16 protein-coding genes and 1 riboswitch are annotated in these 14646 nt (G+C 45.9%); of the genes, 15 read left to right on the forward strand and 1 reads right to left on the reverse strand.

Annotated elements, in window-relative coordinates; translation table 11 throughout:
* Nucleotides 1–58 precede the first annotated feature (58 nt).
* Nucleotides 59–217: a Fur-regulated basic protein FbpA gene (fbpA, locus tag HBHAL_RS21075; RefSeq protein WP_014641799.1), complete on the reverse strand. Its 159-nt coding sequence runs from the start codon at nt 215–217 to the stop codon at nt 59–61.
* A gap of 121 nt (nt 218–338) precedes the next feature.
* Nucleotides 339–446, reverse strand: a riboswitch (SAM riboswitch).
* A 302-nt stretch (nt 447–748) separates the two neighbouring features.
* On the opposite strand from fbpA, the gene HBHAL_RS02720 reads away from it, so the two are divergent.
* The 15 genes from HBHAL_RS02720 to HBHAL_RS02790 all read left to right on the forward strand — a co-directional run bounded on the left by HBHAL_RS02720 (nt 749) and on the right by HBHAL_RS02790 (nt 14581).
* Nucleotides 749–1918: an acyl-CoA dehydrogenase family protein gene (locus HBHAL_RS02720; RefSeq protein WP_014641801.1), complete on the forward strand. Its 1170-nt coding sequence runs from the start codon at nt 749–751 to the stop codon at nt 1916–1918.
* A 22-nt stretch (nt 1919–1940) separates the two neighbouring features.
* On the forward strand, nt 1941–2705 hold the full coding sequence (locus tag HBHAL_RS02725) for a beta-ketoacyl-ACP reductase (protein WP_041601169.1): 765 nt from the start codon (nt 1941–1943) through the stop codon (nt 2703–2705).
* A 20-nt stretch (nt 2706–2725) separates the two neighbouring features.
* Complete coding sequence (locus HBHAL_RS02730; RefSeq protein WP_014641803.1) at nt 2726–3160, forward strand: MaoC family dehydratase N-terminal domain-containing protein; 435 nt, start codon at nt 2726–2728, stop codon at nt 3158–3160.
* Nucleotides 3157–3576: a MaoC/PaaZ C-terminal domain-containing protein gene (locus tag HBHAL_RS02735; RefSeq protein ID WP_014641804.1), complete on the forward strand. Its 420-nt coding sequence runs from the start codon at nt 3157–3159 to the stop codon at nt 3574–3576. The genes HBHAL_RS02730 and HBHAL_RS02735 overlap by 4 nt, the downstream gene beginning before the upstream one ends.
* Nucleotides 3577–3601: 25 nt before the next feature.
* Entirely contained in the window at nt 3602–4831 is a 1230-nt protein-coding gene (locus tag HBHAL_RS02740) for an acyl-CoA dehydrogenase family protein (RefSeq protein WP_014641805.1), read from the forward strand.
* Nucleotides 4821–5594 (forward strand): SDR family oxidoreductase, encoded by a 774-nt coding sequence (locus HBHAL_RS02745; protein WP_014641806.1) that lies wholly within the window; start codon nt 4821–4823, stop codon nt 5592–5594. The genes HBHAL_RS02740 and HBHAL_RS02745 overlap by 11 nt, the downstream gene beginning before the upstream one ends.
* A 699-nt stretch (nt 5595–6293) precedes the next feature.
* Nucleotides 6294–7466 (forward strand): thiolase family protein, encoded by a 1173-nt coding sequence (locus HBHAL_RS02750; RefSeq protein ID WP_014641807.1) that lies wholly within the window; start codon nt 6294–6296, stop codon nt 7464–7466.
* A 72-nt stretch (nt 7467–7538) separates the two neighbouring features.
* On the forward strand, nt 7539–8108 hold the full coding sequence (locus tag HBHAL_RS02755; protein WP_014641808.1) for a TetR/AcrR family transcriptional regulator: 570 nt from the start codon (nt 7539–7541) through the stop codon (nt 8106–8108).
* 68 nt (nt 8109–8176) lie between these two features.
* Nucleotides 8177–8584 carry an acyl-CoA thioesterase gene (locus HBHAL_RS02760; RefSeq protein WP_014641809.1) on the forward strand — a complete coding sequence of 136 codons (408 nt, stop codon included), beginning with the start codon at nt 8177–8179 and terminating at the stop codon, nt 8582–8584.
* Between the two features lie 20 nt (nt 8585–8604).
* Nucleotides 8605–9384 (forward strand): SDR family NAD(P)-dependent oxidoreductase, encoded by a 780-nt coding sequence (locus tag HBHAL_RS02765; protein ID WP_041601170.1) that lies wholly within the window; start codon nt 8605–8607, stop codon nt 9382–9384.
* A 67-nt stretch (nt 9385–9451) separates the two neighbouring features.
* Complete coding sequence (locus HBHAL_RS02770; RefSeq protein WP_014641811.1) at nt 9452–11122, forward strand: long-chain fatty acid--CoA ligase; 1671 nt, start codon at nt 9452–9454, stop codon at nt 11120–11122.
* Nucleotides 11123–11217: 95 nt separating this feature from the next.
* On the forward strand, nt 11218–12081 hold the full coding sequence (locus tag HBHAL_RS02775; RefSeq protein WP_014641812.1) for a branched-chain amino acid ABC transporter permease: 864 nt from the start codon (nt 11218–11220) through the stop codon (nt 12079–12081).
* Nucleotides 12082–13113 carry a branched-chain amino acid ABC transporter permease gene (locus HBHAL_RS02780; RefSeq protein ID WP_014641813.1) on the forward strand — a complete coding sequence of 344 codons (1032 nt, stop codon included), beginning with the start codon at nt 12082–12084 and terminating at the stop codon, nt 13111–13113.
* Nucleotides 13114–13116: 3 nt separating this feature from the next.
* A complete protein-coding gene (locus HBHAL_RS02785; RefSeq protein ID WP_014641814.1) occupies nt 13117–13881 on the forward strand; it encodes an ABC transporter ATP-binding protein in 765 nt (254 codons plus the stop codon).
* A complete protein-coding gene (locus HBHAL_RS02790) occupies nt 13874–14581 on the forward strand; it encodes an ABC transporter ATP-binding protein (RefSeq protein WP_014641815.1) in 708 nt (235 codons plus the stop codon). The genes HBHAL_RS02785 and HBHAL_RS02790 overlap by 8 nt, the downstream gene beginning before the upstream one ends.
* Nucleotides 14582–14646 lie beyond the last annotated feature (65 nt).

The following is a 14646-nucleotide window of genomic DNA, read 5'->3' on the forward strand; positions in this document are numbered from 1 at the left end:
AAGAGCGCTTGGAAGTCATTTTACTTCCAAGCGCTCTTTTTAATGGACAGCGAGCTGGTTAACCAATTTTATCCTTGAGAAGATCGTATTCACTTTCCAGGTTTTCCAGTGGCATATTTAAAAGGTTCTTTCGTTTATATTTGTAATTACGAGTTTGAGTTAGTTGGCAGATTAGGAAGTTCCTGCGCTGAATCACGGCATCTCGAAGTCTGGACATTGATGATTCCTCCTTTGTTTATGAAAAAAATTTAACGTTACCTGAATCTATAAACTTATTAAGGTATATCAACAAAACAAAACCCCTTCTAGTGAGAAGAGGTTGTGCGTTCGTTGTCCTCTCCTTATCTTTCAGACCATGGTCTGCTGGAAGGAGCACCTTCTATGACTTTGATAGAGGTTGCTGCGGGATCAAAAGACCAGTTTCCTCCCCCGGCTCGTTATAAGGAATTCGGTTTTAAAGTACACAATTTTATATGTACCACATAACAGAATATGTTAATCATATTTTGGAAAATCAATTCGGAATCGTTCATAATTATTATGCAAAAAATGACGAATTTATTCGATCTCCAATGAAAAAAATCGAAAGATAACAATGATCGCAATCATTTCGCAATTCACATCCAGATTTTATGCAATAAGTGTTGTATTTTCCGAAAATTTAAAATAATATAAATCTAAACATACTAACCAGTAGGTATGTTGATTATCCATCTTTTTTAAAATAACAAAGATTGGGGATAGTGGTATGCATTTGCGATTAACAGAAGAACAGGAAATGGTTAAAAAGACCATTCGTAAATTTGTAGAAAAGGAATTAATACCTTTAGAAAATGATGTGCTCCGCAACGAGCGGGAAGGAAAGCCAAGCCTTCCCGAAGGCAAGATGAAGGAGCTCCAGATGAAGGCGAAGGAAGCTGGATTTTGGGGAATCAATACCCCGGAGGAATATGGCGGTGCTGATCTTGGACAGATGATGCTTGCCATTGTGCAAATGGAAGTAGCAAGGACATTCGTTCCTTTCCAGTTTGGCGGTTCAGCCGACAACATTCTGTATTACGGAAATGAGGAGCAGAAGCAGAAATATCTGATCCCTACCATTAACGGCGAGTTAAAATCCTGTTTTGCCATGACAGAGCCCGGAGCTGGTTCTGATACGCGGAATATCCGCATGACTGCTGTGAAAGACGGAAATGAGTGGGTGTTAAATGGAGAGAAAACATTTATCACCGGCGGAAATGAAGCGGACTTTGTCATGGTCATTGCGGTCACCGACAAGGAACTTCACCAATCGTCAGCTGGAAGAGAAGGGGTTACCTGCTTTATTGCCGACCGTTCGATGGGATGGAAGTCTGAATACATCCATACGATGGGCGAGTGGGGTCCGGCGGCGCTCGTTTTCGATAACGTGAGGGTACCGGAAGAAAATATTTTAGGTGAGATAAACCGGGGGTATGAACTTGGACTTGAATGGATTGGTTTTGCCAGGTGGGTTGTTGGCGCGAGAGCTGTGGGAGCAGCAGAACGGTTATTAAATATGGCGATTGATTATGCCAATGAGCGCGAGACTTTCGGAAAGCCGATCGGAACTCGTCAGGCTATTCAGTGGCAGATTGCCGATTCAGCGGTAGAGATCGAAGCAGCCAAATGGCTTGTATTGAACGCCGCTTTTACGCTCGACAACGGAGAGGATAATCGTCACTACGCTTCAATGGCTAAACTGTACGGCGCGACCATGGGGAATAACGTGGTAGACCGAGTGCTTCAAATCCATGGTGGTATGGGCTACACAAGAGAGCTTCCAATCGAGCGTTGGTACCGTGAAGCTAGACTATGGAGGATTTATGACGGTACAGACGAAATTCAGCGATTAATCATTTCCAGGAATCTATTAAAAGGACATGTGAAAATCGGCTAGATATTAAGGGAGGAAAATGGACATGGGAAATCATTTTGAAGGTAGAACCGCATTTGTAACCGGAGGAAGCCGTGGGATCGGGAAAGGAATTGCCCGTCGTTTCGCGGAAGAAGGAGCTAATGTAGCCATTATTGATGTGAACGAAGAGGCTTTACAGGAAGTTGAGAGTGAATTTAAGGAAGATGGTTTTGATATTTACTGCAAAACAGCCAACGTCGTAGAGTTCAGTCAAGTGGAAGCGGCGGTCCAGGAGGTACATGAGAAATTCGGATCGGTTGATATTCTGGTGAATAATGCCGGGGTTATTCGTGACAATATGCTGTTTAAAATGACCGATTCCGACTGGGATACGGTGATGGATGTTCACTTAAAAGGGTCCTTTAACTCAGCACGCGCGGTACAAAAGTATATGGTTGAAAATAAGTATGGACGGATTATTAATATTTCATCAACGTCGGCACTAGGTAATCGAGGACAGGCAAACTATGCAACAGCGAAAGCTGGTCTGCAGGGATTTACCAAGACTCTTGCAATTGAGTTAGGAAAATTTGGAATCACGGCAAATGCTGTAGCTCCAGGGTTTATTGAGACCGAGATGACGAAGGAAACAGCTGCCCGGATCGGGATTTCGTTCGAGGATCTGGTGCAGGCAAGCGTGGAGAAAATCCCGGCAGGACGGAGCGGGAAACCAGAGGATATCGCGAACGCTGTTGCTTTTTATGCGGATGAGCGCTCGTCGTTTGTAAACGGCCAGGTCATTTATGTTGCCGGCGGTCCTAAAGACTAACAGGGAGGAGGAAGCTGACTATGTTTGAGCATACGATTGGCAAAAGGTCTGAAAAAGTAAAAAACAGAGTAGAGCGAGGCGCCGTGAAAAAGTTTGCGGAAGCCATCGGGGATTTGCATCCTATTTATACGGATGAAGAAAATTACTCCCGAAATATAGCGCCGCCGACATTTCCAAGAATATTCGATTACGGATCCATCGAAGAGTTGAACCTGCCGAATAAAGGATTGATTCACGGCGAACAAAACTATCATTACGAGCGTCCGCTTTTTGTAGAGGAAGAAATACTCTGTTATGCCGAAGTAGAAGATTACTATGAACGCAGCGGTAAGAGCGGCAATATGGGATTTTTAAAAGTGAAAAGATATGGCGAAGATCCGGAAGGCAAGCTTATTTTCTCAGAAGAGCAGGTGGTTATTATCACGGAAGCAGTGCGAAAGGGGATGACGGTATGACTGGACTGAAGGACTTGCAAGTGGGCGAGTCACTCGAAGAGATTACACTCCCTCCTGTATCCAGGCTTGACCTTATTAAATATGCGGGCGCTTCAGGAGACTACAATCCGATTCATACGATTGATGAGGAAGCAGAAAAGGCTGGTCTTCCAGGGATTATTGCTCATGGAATGTGGACGATGGGAAACTTAGCGAAGCTGTTCACACCTTATTTTGAGGAAGGTTTTATCCAGGACTATTCGATCCGCTTTAAAGGAATGGTTTTCCTGAACGATGTGATTACTCTGCATGCGGTTCTTGATGAACAAGGAGAAGAAGAGCTGAACTTCTCTGTCCGTGCCGCTAACCAGGATGGCAGAGACGTCATTAAAGGAAGCGTCGTATTTTGTAAGCGTTTTATTACAGCAGCTACATAAAACGGGGTAACGGAGGGACAATTTCATGAATTTTGAATACTCACATAAAGTGAAAGATCTTCAGAAAAAATTGAATACCTTTATGAAGGACTATATTTATCCCAATGAAGCGGTTTATGAATCCCAGCTTAATCAGCAGGACCGTTTTGCTGATGTGCCGCCTATTATGGAAGAGTTGAAAGGGAAAGCCAAAGAAGCCGGGTTGTGGAATTTATTTTTACCGGATAGTGAACGAGGAGCGGGTCTTTCCAATCTTGATTACGCTCCTCTATGCGAAATTATGGGCCGATCGAGCATCGCGCCAGAAGTGTTCAACTGTGCTGCTCCGGACACAGGAAACATGGAAGTATTGGAGCGATATGGAACGAAGGAACAGAAAGAACAGTGGCTGCGTCCTTTATTGGATGGAGAAATCCGCTCCTGCTTTTCCATGACAGAGCCGGACGCCGCCTCCTCTGATGCGACTAATATTCAAACGAGTATAGAACGAGTCGGGGATGAATACGTCATCAACGGAACGAAATGGTGGTCATCCGGAGCGGGAGATCCTCGCTGCAAGATTAGTATTGTTATGGGAAAAAACGATCCGGATGCTCCTAAGTATGACCAGCAGTCGATGATTCTGGTTCCTCTTGATACCAGGGGAGTGACGATTAAACGGACACTTCCGGTTTTTGGTTACGATCATGCGCCGCATGGACACGCGGAGATTGAGTTTACGGACGTTCGAGTTCCTGCTTCCAATTTGATTTGGGGAGAAGGAAAAGGGTTTGCTATTGCTCAAGGGAGACTGGGTCCGGGAAGAATTCATCACTGCATGAGAACGATTGGAGCAGCCGAACGAGCGCTGGAAGAAATGTGTAAACGGGTGCAGGAGCGTGAAACGTTTGGGAAAAAGCTTGCTGATCAGGGTGTGATTCGTGAATGGATTGCGGACTCGAGGATTGAGATTGAGCAGGCGAGGCTTCTTACGTTAAAAGCGGCTCATATGATGGATACGATCGGAAACAAAGAAGCGAAGGCGGAGATTGCGATGATCAAAGTAGTGGCTCCGAATATGGCTCTGAAAGTCATTGACCGTGCGATTCAAGCGTTTGGCGCAGCAGGCGTCAGCCAGGATACGATTCTGGCGTCGCAGTGGGCAAATATCCGGACGCTACGACTGGCGGACGGACCCGATGAAGTTCACCGCCGCGCGGTTGCTAAATATGAGCTTAAGAAAACGCAGGATCGGAGTGGCGAATATGCACGCTAAACAGCTTTTTGATCTTACGGATAAAGTGGCCATTGTGACCGGAGGAGGCCGGGGACTTGGTAAACAAATCGCAGAAGGTTTTGCGGAATCAGGTGCCCACGTTGTGGTTTGTTCACGTAAGCTGGATGCCTGCGAAGAAGTAAGCAGCCAATTAAAAGAACTAGGCGTAGACTCACTTGCTTTTGAATGCGATGTTACGAATCCCGACAGTATGCAAAAGGTCGTGGATGAAACCGTCAATCATTTTGGACGCATCGATATATTAGTAAATAATAGCGGAGCGACCTGGGGAGCTCCGGCAGAGGAAATGCCGCTTGAAGCCTGGCAGAAAGTGTTTAACGTAAATGTGACGGGGACATTTCTCATGTCGCAAATCGCAGGAAAAGTTATGCTCGAGCAAGGGTCAGGCAAAATCATTAACATTTCATCTGTCGCCGGCTTAAAAGGATCAGATCCAAAATACATGGACACGATTGGCTATAACTCAAGTAAAGGAGCTGTTCTTACCTTCACCAAGGATCTTGCGGTCAAGTGGGGGCCACGGGGAATATGTGTGAATGCGATTGCTCCAGGGTTTTTCCCGACAAAGATGTCCAAAGTACTTATGGAAAGAGGCGGAGATGCCTTTCTTGAAGGCACACCTTTACGGAAGTTTGGTAGCGAAGATGATTTAAAAGGAGCGGCTATTTTCTTAAGCTCAGCGGCTTCTGACCATGTGACAGGTGACGTCATCATCGTGGATGGCGGCACACATGCCATGTAAAAAAAGCTCTGTTAAGCGCTATTGTTGATTTTTCATGAAAAAACTTATTAAGCAATAGGGCCGAATAGTTGAAGACTCAGTTTCGAGGTAATTCAGGTCCGTCGCCGAAAAATAGATGAGGTCGGCTACGGAAACAACTCGCTTTCCTGCGGGGGAACTGGCAAGCCTCCTCGGTCGTTGACACTCCCTGTGGGGTCTCGCCTCGCTCCTTCTCCCGCGGGAGTCTCCTTGTTTCCTTCGCCTCCCTATGAATGAAGAGTGAACGGACCCTTCTATAGGTGAAAAGGAAAGTTTGATCCGCCTCAAGTGCTTATATAACGGGATTCATTCAGCTGGATAAGCTCGTTGTTAAAAATGTCTCTCCATCATAAACCAGCGTTTTTTAAACATATTTCGAGCTCCATATATTGCAAGGTCCGGAGGGGGACGATGTAGACTCCTGCGGGATGAACATGATCGGTGAGACCCCGTAGAGCTTGCTCGAGGAGGCTCAGCACAGAAGAGGAGGTTCGACTAAGAACGCCACGTCCTGTGGCAACGTCGAACGACCCTGCGTCGTGCAGGGCCGGAAAGCGAAATCGTCACCCGCAGGACCTTCTGCTCAACAAATATCTCGAAATCAAGTCTTCCAGAAAAGGGAGCTTAACTTTAAAATAATCACGGAAATTTAATAGAGACAAAAAATAGAGGAGTGAAATTATGACAGAACGTGATGCGGTTATTGTATCAGCGGTACGAACAGCGATAGGCAAGCAGGGAGGGACACTAGCCAAAGTACCAGCCCATGTGCTTGGAGCAGAAGTGATTAAGGAAGCAGTCAAACGAGCTGGAGTCGACGTGGATATGATTGAAGATGTAATTATGGGAAACGTGTTAAGCGGTGGCGGCAATGTGGCGCGTCTATCGGCTTTACAGTCGGGGCTGTCTATTAACCTGCCTGGTTTAACAGTGGACAGGCAATGCGGCTCCGGTCTCAATGCCATTTATCTCGCTGCGCAGGCCATTCGAGCAGGCAGTGGAGATGTCTATGTGGCCGGTGGCACGGAGAGTATGAGTCAGGCGCCTTACTTGATGGAGCGCCCGGAAAGAGCTTTCAGCCCGGTTCCTCCGAAGTTTAAGAAATCACAGTTGGCACCAAAAGAGATTGGTGATCCTCCGATGGGGATTACGGCTGAAAATCTTGCGGAGAAATACAGCATTCCAAGAGAAGAACAAGATCAATTCGCTCAGCAAAGCCAGCAAAGAATGGGGATGGCGATAGAGGAAGGACGGTTTGAAGAGCAGATCGTACCGCTTGAGATACCCGTTCGAAAAGGCGCCCCCATTGAATTTAAGGTAGATGAACACCCAAGACCTGATTCAACCGTGGAGGGTATGGCTAAATTACGTCCGGCTTTTCTTGAAGAAGGAACGGTAACCGCTGGAAACAGCTCTGGTTTAAATGATGCTGCTTCTGCTCTGATGGTTATGTCGAGAGAAAAAGCAGATGAAGCAGGCTTGACTCCATTAGCCACTGTGAAGGCTTGCGCCGTGGCCGGAGTAGATCCAAATATTATGGGAATCGGTCCTGTGCCTGCCACTCAGAAAGTATTGGAAGAGACGGGTCTTGGTCTGGATGATATGGACATTATCGAGATTAACGAAGCGTTTGCTGCGCAGGTACTTGCTTGTAATAAAGAAATGGAGATGGATCTTGAGAAAGTGAATGTTAATGGAGGAGCGATTGCTCACGGGCACCCTCTGGGAGCGACAGGAGCCATTCTTGCGACTAAAGCCATTTATGAACTGAAACGAAGTGGTGGTCAATACGCTTTAGTTACAGCTTGCATCGGCGGTGGTCAGGGAATTGCGATGATTCTTGAACGTGGATGAAATCCGTCGTTTTCGTGTGATTTAGGAATGTTATAATAACGTATCATCCCTAAACGAGAGGACAATGCAGCGATGAAACAGAAAATGATTGATGTCAGCATTCATCTATTTGACAAAAAAGGCTTCACGGAAACGTCGATTCAGGAAATCGTGGACGAACTGGGAGTCACCAAAGGTACATTTTATTATTACTTTACTAATAAACAGGAATTGTTAACGACGATTCATTTAAACTTCATTGAATTTCTCCTTAAAAAACAGGATGAAATTCTTCAGGATGAAGCAAAGGATTCCAGGGAAAAGTTGCGTGCGATGATTTATATGGTTCTGCAAAGTATTAACGAGCGAAAAAAAAGCGCGAGGATCTTTTTCCGTGAAATGCGTAATTTGGGGCCCAAGTACCTGGAGCAGAATGTTGAAAAAAGAGATCAGTTCCGTAAAAATCTACAGCAGCTTGTGGAAGAAGGTATTCGTAAAGGAGAGTTTCAGGAAGACCTCCATGCCGACATGGTTACGCGCGGAATACTAGGAATGACAAACTGGAGTTATTACTGGTATAACCCTGAGGGAGATGTATCAGCTGAAGAACTCACAGACATTTATGTAGAGATCCTGTTAAATGGAATTAATAAAAGCGACTAACGTGATCGCTTCCCTTATTAAAGGGGTTTATTCAAAGGATACTAACCGGTTAGAAGGGAGGGTGACACTTGAATCATGAAATACGAGTGAGAGTCCGGTTCTGTGAAACGGATATGGCGGGGCACATAAACAATACGAGTTATTTCATTTATCTAGAGGAAGCCCGGGGGAAATTCTTTCAGGAAGTAATTCCGGAGGAGCTGAACTCATCTGGCCAGTTCATTTTGGCTTCCACGAAGTGCGATTTCGTCAGTCAGGCCTATTTTGGGCAGGAATTGATCGTGTCTTCCTGGGTCTCACACATTGGAAACAGCAGCTTCTACTTTACTCACAGCATAGAAGCAGCCAACACTGGAGAACGGATTGCAGATTCGGAAGCCGTAGTCGTTCATTTTAATTATGAAGCGCAGAAAAGTGAAACGATCCCACAACATTTGCGTGATGCACTTGAAAGTCATCTTGTACAGAATTCATAAGAAGAAAGGAGAGGGTAATCATTTCTAGATTTAAAGGTACGATAGCTGTGGTAACGGGCGCGGGCAGCGGAATTGGCGAACAGACGGCTGCCCGGCTTGCCTCCGAGGGGGCTCAAGTTATTCTGGTGGGACGGACTGTATCCAAGCTCGAGCGAGCAGCTCAGCAGATTAATGATGGCCTGAGTGAACCCGCAGCTGTTATTTTTCAGGCGGATGTGACGAAAGAAGAGGAAGTACAGGGGCTGGCTGATTTTATTGAGCAGAAGTCAGGAGACCTTCACATTCTTGTAAACAATGCGGGAACCTCAGGGAATTCTAGCATTCTTAATATGGAAGAATCAGAGTGGGACAGAATCCAGAACACAAATTTAAAAAGCGTGTATCTGGTTTCAAAAGCACTTGGACGTCTCATGATCAATAGTAAGGAGCAAGATGAGGGAGAAGTCAATCGGTCGATTGTAAATGTCGCTTCCTTATCTGGACATAAAGCAGGGGCCAAGATCCCTCATTACAGCTCCTCCAAAGCGGCGGTCATCAATTTTACCAAGTCACTGGCGTTAGAGTTTGCTCCTTATGGGATCCGGGTGAATTCGGTTTCCCCTGGTTTTGCAGAAACTCCATTGACTGAAGAAGGATTAAAAAATAAGCGATTTGAAGAAGCCATTCAGCGCAATACGGCGCTCGGGCGGGTGGGGAGGCCTGAAGAAATTGCAAAGGTGATTACTTTTGCTGCGTCAGACGAAGCTTCCTACATGACGGGGTCAGATTTATTAGTAGATGGCGGATGGATGATTACTTAATTTTTTCTAAAAAAGAAAACGCTTACAAAAGTTCTTTGGATCTGAACTTGAAAAAGGAGAGGTATTCATGAAAACGAAGCACTATGATTTCTGGCCGAAATTAACGAAAACACTTACCGTGCCAGAAACATCTATTTATGACAATCTGAAAGTATCTGCAGCGCGTTACCCCGAGCACGAAGCGATCTATTATTACGGGGCAGCGTTGACATACCGTGAGCTGTTGGCAGAGGTTGATGATCTGGCTGGTTATTTACAGCAATACTTAGAAGTGACCAAGGGGGAGAAAATTCTATTATTCCTGCAAAACTCTCCCCAATTCATTATTGGCTATTATGCCATCTTAAGAGCGGGAGCAGTAGTGGTCCCGATTAATCCTATGCTGAAAACAAATGAACTCGAATTTTACATTAAGGATGGCTCGATAAGAAATGCTTTGATCGGGCAGGAATTCCTGGAAGTGGTCGAGCCATTAGTGGAAAGTACATCGCTTGAACATCTGATTGTGGCTGCTTATTCCGATTATAAAGGAAACGAACTGGAAGATTATCTTCCGCCAGAAGTGTCTGCAGCAAGAGCGTCTTTAACAGGGGATCATCTGCATATATGGGCAGAGGCTCTGAAGCGTAAAGCAGAACCACAGGAGCAATCGGTGGCAGCGGATGACTTAGCCGTACTTCCTTACACCTCAGGAACGACCGGACTGCCAAAAGGTTGTATGCATACCAACCGCACCGTACAGGCGAACACCATTGGAGCTTATCACTGGGCTCGCGCGACGTCAGATTCAAGTACATTAGCCACTCTGCCGTTATTTCACGTGACCGGAATGATTCATAGCATGCTGATGCCAATTTTCAGCGGGAATAAGATAGTCCTTATGACAAGATGGAATCGCGAAGCTGCAAGGCAGCTGATTCGCGATCAGCAATGCACACACTGGGTGGCGATCAGCACGATGCTGGTTGATTTCCTTGCTAACCCTGCTGTTGAAGCAGAGGACCTTCGTTCACTTTATGCGATATCCGGCGGGGGAGCCTCTTTTCCAAAAGCCCTTGGAGAAAAGCTATACAATCTGACAGAGCTTGAATTTGTAGAAGGGTACGGCTTATCAGAGACCATTGCTCAAACCCATTTCAATCCGCCTGAAAGGCCAAAGCTTCAATGTCTTGGCATCCCGTCCTTTAATGTAGATTCGCGTATTATTGATCCGGCGACCAATGAAGAAGTTCCAACGGGGGAGATTGGAGAGATTATTGTAAACGGCCCTCAAGTCATGCTCGGCTATTACAATCGTGAGGACGAAAATGAGAGCGCTTTTATAGATATAGACGGCAAGTCCTTTTTCCGGACCGGAGATATTGGACGCTGTGATGAGGAAGGGTATTTCTTTATCGTCGATCGCTTGAAGCGGATGATCAATGCTTCCGGATTTAACGTATGGCCGACAGAGGTGGAGTCAGCTCTGTATGACCATCCCGCCGTTCAGCAGGCTTGTGTAGTTGGCGTGCCAGATCCGCGAAAAGGTGAAAATATTAAAGCCTTCGTCATTTTAAATGATGGGTACGAAGGAGAAGTGACAGAAGAAGAGATTGTGGCCTGGTCCAAAGAGCGGATGGCTGCCTATAAGTATCCAAGATTGGTGGAGTTCAGAAAAGAATTTCCTACGACCAATAGTGGAAAAATTTTGTGGCGTAAGCTGCAGGAGCAGGAGCGTGAGAAGGTGCAGGGCAGTTAAGGATTGATTGAATTGGTCAGGGAGTCCCAGGGACGATCTTTCGCTGTGTCACCTGGGCGTCCCGGACTTCAAAATCTGGTTAAAGGGGAAGTTCAATGGATATTTTAACTCAGCAGCTATTCAATGGGCTGACAATTGGCAGTGTTTATAGTCTGGTTGCATTAGGACTGACACTCGTTTACGGCATCCTTCACATTCCTAACTTTGCCCATGGTGCTTTATACATGCTTGGTGCTTATATCACTCTGACCATGATGCTGTTATGGGGAATTCATTATTGGATAGCCATGGCGGTTTCTGTTCTTGTGGTGGGACTGCTTGGGGTTCTTATGGATCGGCTGGTTTTTCACCCGCTTCGAAATGCCCCTCCGATCCACGATAAAATTGCGGCCATCGGAATGCTGTTGTTTCTCGAAGCATTTGCTCAGTTGATCTGGGGAGCCGACTACCGCACCATGACCACACCTTATGGACAAGTCATTAACCTTTTTGGCACAACGGCTACGATGCAGCGTGTGCTTATCAATGTCGGAGCCATAGCCGCCATGGTTCTGCTCTATCTGTTTTTGAAAAAGACGTATATCGGCTCCACCATCATTGCCATGGCGCAAAACCGGGAAGGAGCACATTTGGTCGGAATTAATACAAATAAAGTCGCGATGCTTACCTTTATGATTTCCGGCGGGCTGGCAGCCATTGCCGCCTCTTTATCGGCCCCGATCAATCTTGTTTTTCCGGGAATGGGACACCTTGTCATCCTGAAAGCCTTTGTCATAATCATCCTTGGTGGAATGGGCAGCATTCCTGGAGCAATCCTTGGAGGTTATATCCTTGGATTTACGGAAAGTCTTGGCGCCACCTATATTTCTAATGATTATAAAGACCTCATTGCTTTTCTACTTCTCGTGATTATTCTATCCATTCGTCCTAAAGGACTTTTTTCCAGGGAGGGTTTTTAAATGGGTGCATTTCTCAGGAAAAGAGGCTGGCTTATCGGATTTGTTTTATTGGCGGTCGTGTTTCCTTTTCTTTCGCAAAATGATTACTTTCTGCATGTGCTAACCCTTGCCTTCATCTGGATGATTGCAGTTTATGGACTGAATCTTCTGGCAGGTTATACGGGTTATCTATCCCTTGCCCACGCTGGATTTTTTGCCATTGGAGCTTACGCCTTAGGACTGCTGACGGTTAAAGCAGGGCTGAACTACTGGATTGCTCTCGTACTTGCCTGTGTCATTACAAGTGCCATTGGTTTTGTCGTAGGGCTGGTTGCGTTGAGGACCCGGGAACACTTTTTTGCCATCTACACGCTGTGTGTCGGGTATATCATCTATTTGGTGATCGATAAATGGGACAGCCTGACCGGCGGTGTACGCGGATTGATAGGAATTCCTGCGCCCGCAGCCATCGGTCCGATCTCGTTTGAAACGCCTCTCTCTCAATATTACCTGATTCTCTTTTTCTTACTGGCTACTATTTTTGTAATGTACCGGATTGTCCATTCTCTTTCAGGCCGTACGTTTATCGCGATTCGGAATAGTGAAGACCTGGCTCAGACGATCGGGATCTCTACGATGAAAAATAAGCTGCTCGTCTTTGTCCTCTCTACGTTTTTCGCTGGTCTTGCGGGAGCCCTGTATGCTTCTTTTATCAGGTTTATCGGTCCTGATATTGGCTACATTACAATTATTTTTGATTTTCTAACCTACTTACTTGTCGGAGGTCTCGGGACTCTTGCTGGTCCAATTGTAGGAACCTTTCTTATTGTGAGCGTCTCTCAATCTCTTCAATTTTTACAAGACTATCGGATGCTTATTTTCGGTCCGCTCTTAACTTTGCTGATTATTTTTTATCCAAGGGGAATTGCGGGTGCGTATCTTGACTTTCGAATGAAGAGAAAAGCGAAGAAAAAGAAAGCCGTTCCGCCGAAGAAGCCTTCCTATGTTCGTCAGCCACAGGAAGATTCAGAGAAAAAGGTGAAGGAGGGGTAAGGAATGTTTATTGAAACCAGAAAGCTCACGAAGAAGTTTGGGGGACTGGTCGCCGTTAACGAAGTAGATTTCACGATTGAAAAGGGTAAGATCAACGCGATCATCGGTCCGAATGGGGCCGGGAAGTCTACGTTTTTTAACTTAGTAAGCGGGTCATACACGCCAAGTTCCGGGCAGGTTTTTTATAAAGGGAAGGATATTACGAAGCTGCCTCCTAATAAGATCGCTACTTTAGGGGTAGCACGCACCTTCCAGACCACGAATCTTTTTGAACAATCCACTGTTCTTGACAATGTGATCGTTGGACACCGGCTCAGGACGCGCTCCAACCTGTTCGATGCAGTCCTCCGAACCAAACGTTATAAAGAGGAGGAGAAAAAGTGCCGGGACAAGGCGATGGAGGTTCTTGATTTCGTTGAATTGACGCATGTAAGGGACGAGCTTGCCGTGAATATATCCCAGGAAGAGAAGAAGCGGGTTGCTTTCGCACTTGCGCTGGCTACGGATCCGGAGGTTGTTTTTCTCGATGAACCGACTGCTGGAATCAATCCGGGAGAAACGGAAGGCCTGGCAGCTTTGATGGAAAAAATGGTCAAGCGGGGCATCACCGTATGCTTGATTGAACACAAAATGAAAATGATTATGAAGCTTGCCGACAAGATCATGGTTTTAAATTACGGTGAAAAAATTGCAGAGGGAACTTCTGAGGAAATCATGAACGACCAGGCTGTTATTGAAGCATATCTGGGAGGTGACGCCAGTGCTTGAGTTATCGAATGTGTCGGTGAAATATGGAAGCTTTGCGGCAGTTAAAGATATTGATATTCAAGTGGGAGAGGGAGAGCTTGTCGTTTTACTTGGTTCAAATGGAGCGGGTAAAAGTACAACGTTTAATGCTATCAGCGGACTTCAAAAACCAAGCGCCGGAGACATTATTTTTGAAGGAAAGTCGATCACGGGTTTATCACCAGATAAGATTGTCCAGGCAGGAATTGTGCAGTGTGCAGAGGACCGCAAGCTGTTTCCGCAAATGTCTGTTCATCAAAATTTGATTATGGGAGCCTATGTTCACCGCAAGAAGCGGAAACAAGTAAAAGAATCCATTTCCGAGGTGTATGAACTTTTCCCAATTCTACGCGAGAAAAAAGAGAATGCGGCCGGCTCGTTGAGTGGAGGGCAGCAGCAGATGCTCGCAATCGGCAGGGCGTTAATGTCCCGGCCGAAAATGATGCTTCTTGATGAGCCATCCATTGGACTTGCTCCTCTTATTGTAGAGCAGATGTTTGAGGTCATTCAGAAGATCAATAAGGATGGTACAACCGTTTTGCTAGCTGAACAGAATGCCTTTGCTGCCTTAAAAATTGCGGACAGGGGATATGTCTTTGAAAGTGGATCCATGGTTGTGCAGGGATCATCCGAAGAGTTGTTAGCCAATGATACGGTTCGCAGGGCTTATATTGGAGCCTGATGATGATGGATAGAAGACAGTGGAGCAGCGTTCGGTCAAAGACAAAACACCTATCCTTAAGGAGG

Source organism: Halobacillus halophilus DSM 2266 (assembly GCF_000284515.1).
Taxonomy (GTDB): Bacteria; Bacillota; Bacilli; order Bacillales; family Halobacillaceae; genus Halobacillus; species Halobacillus halophilus.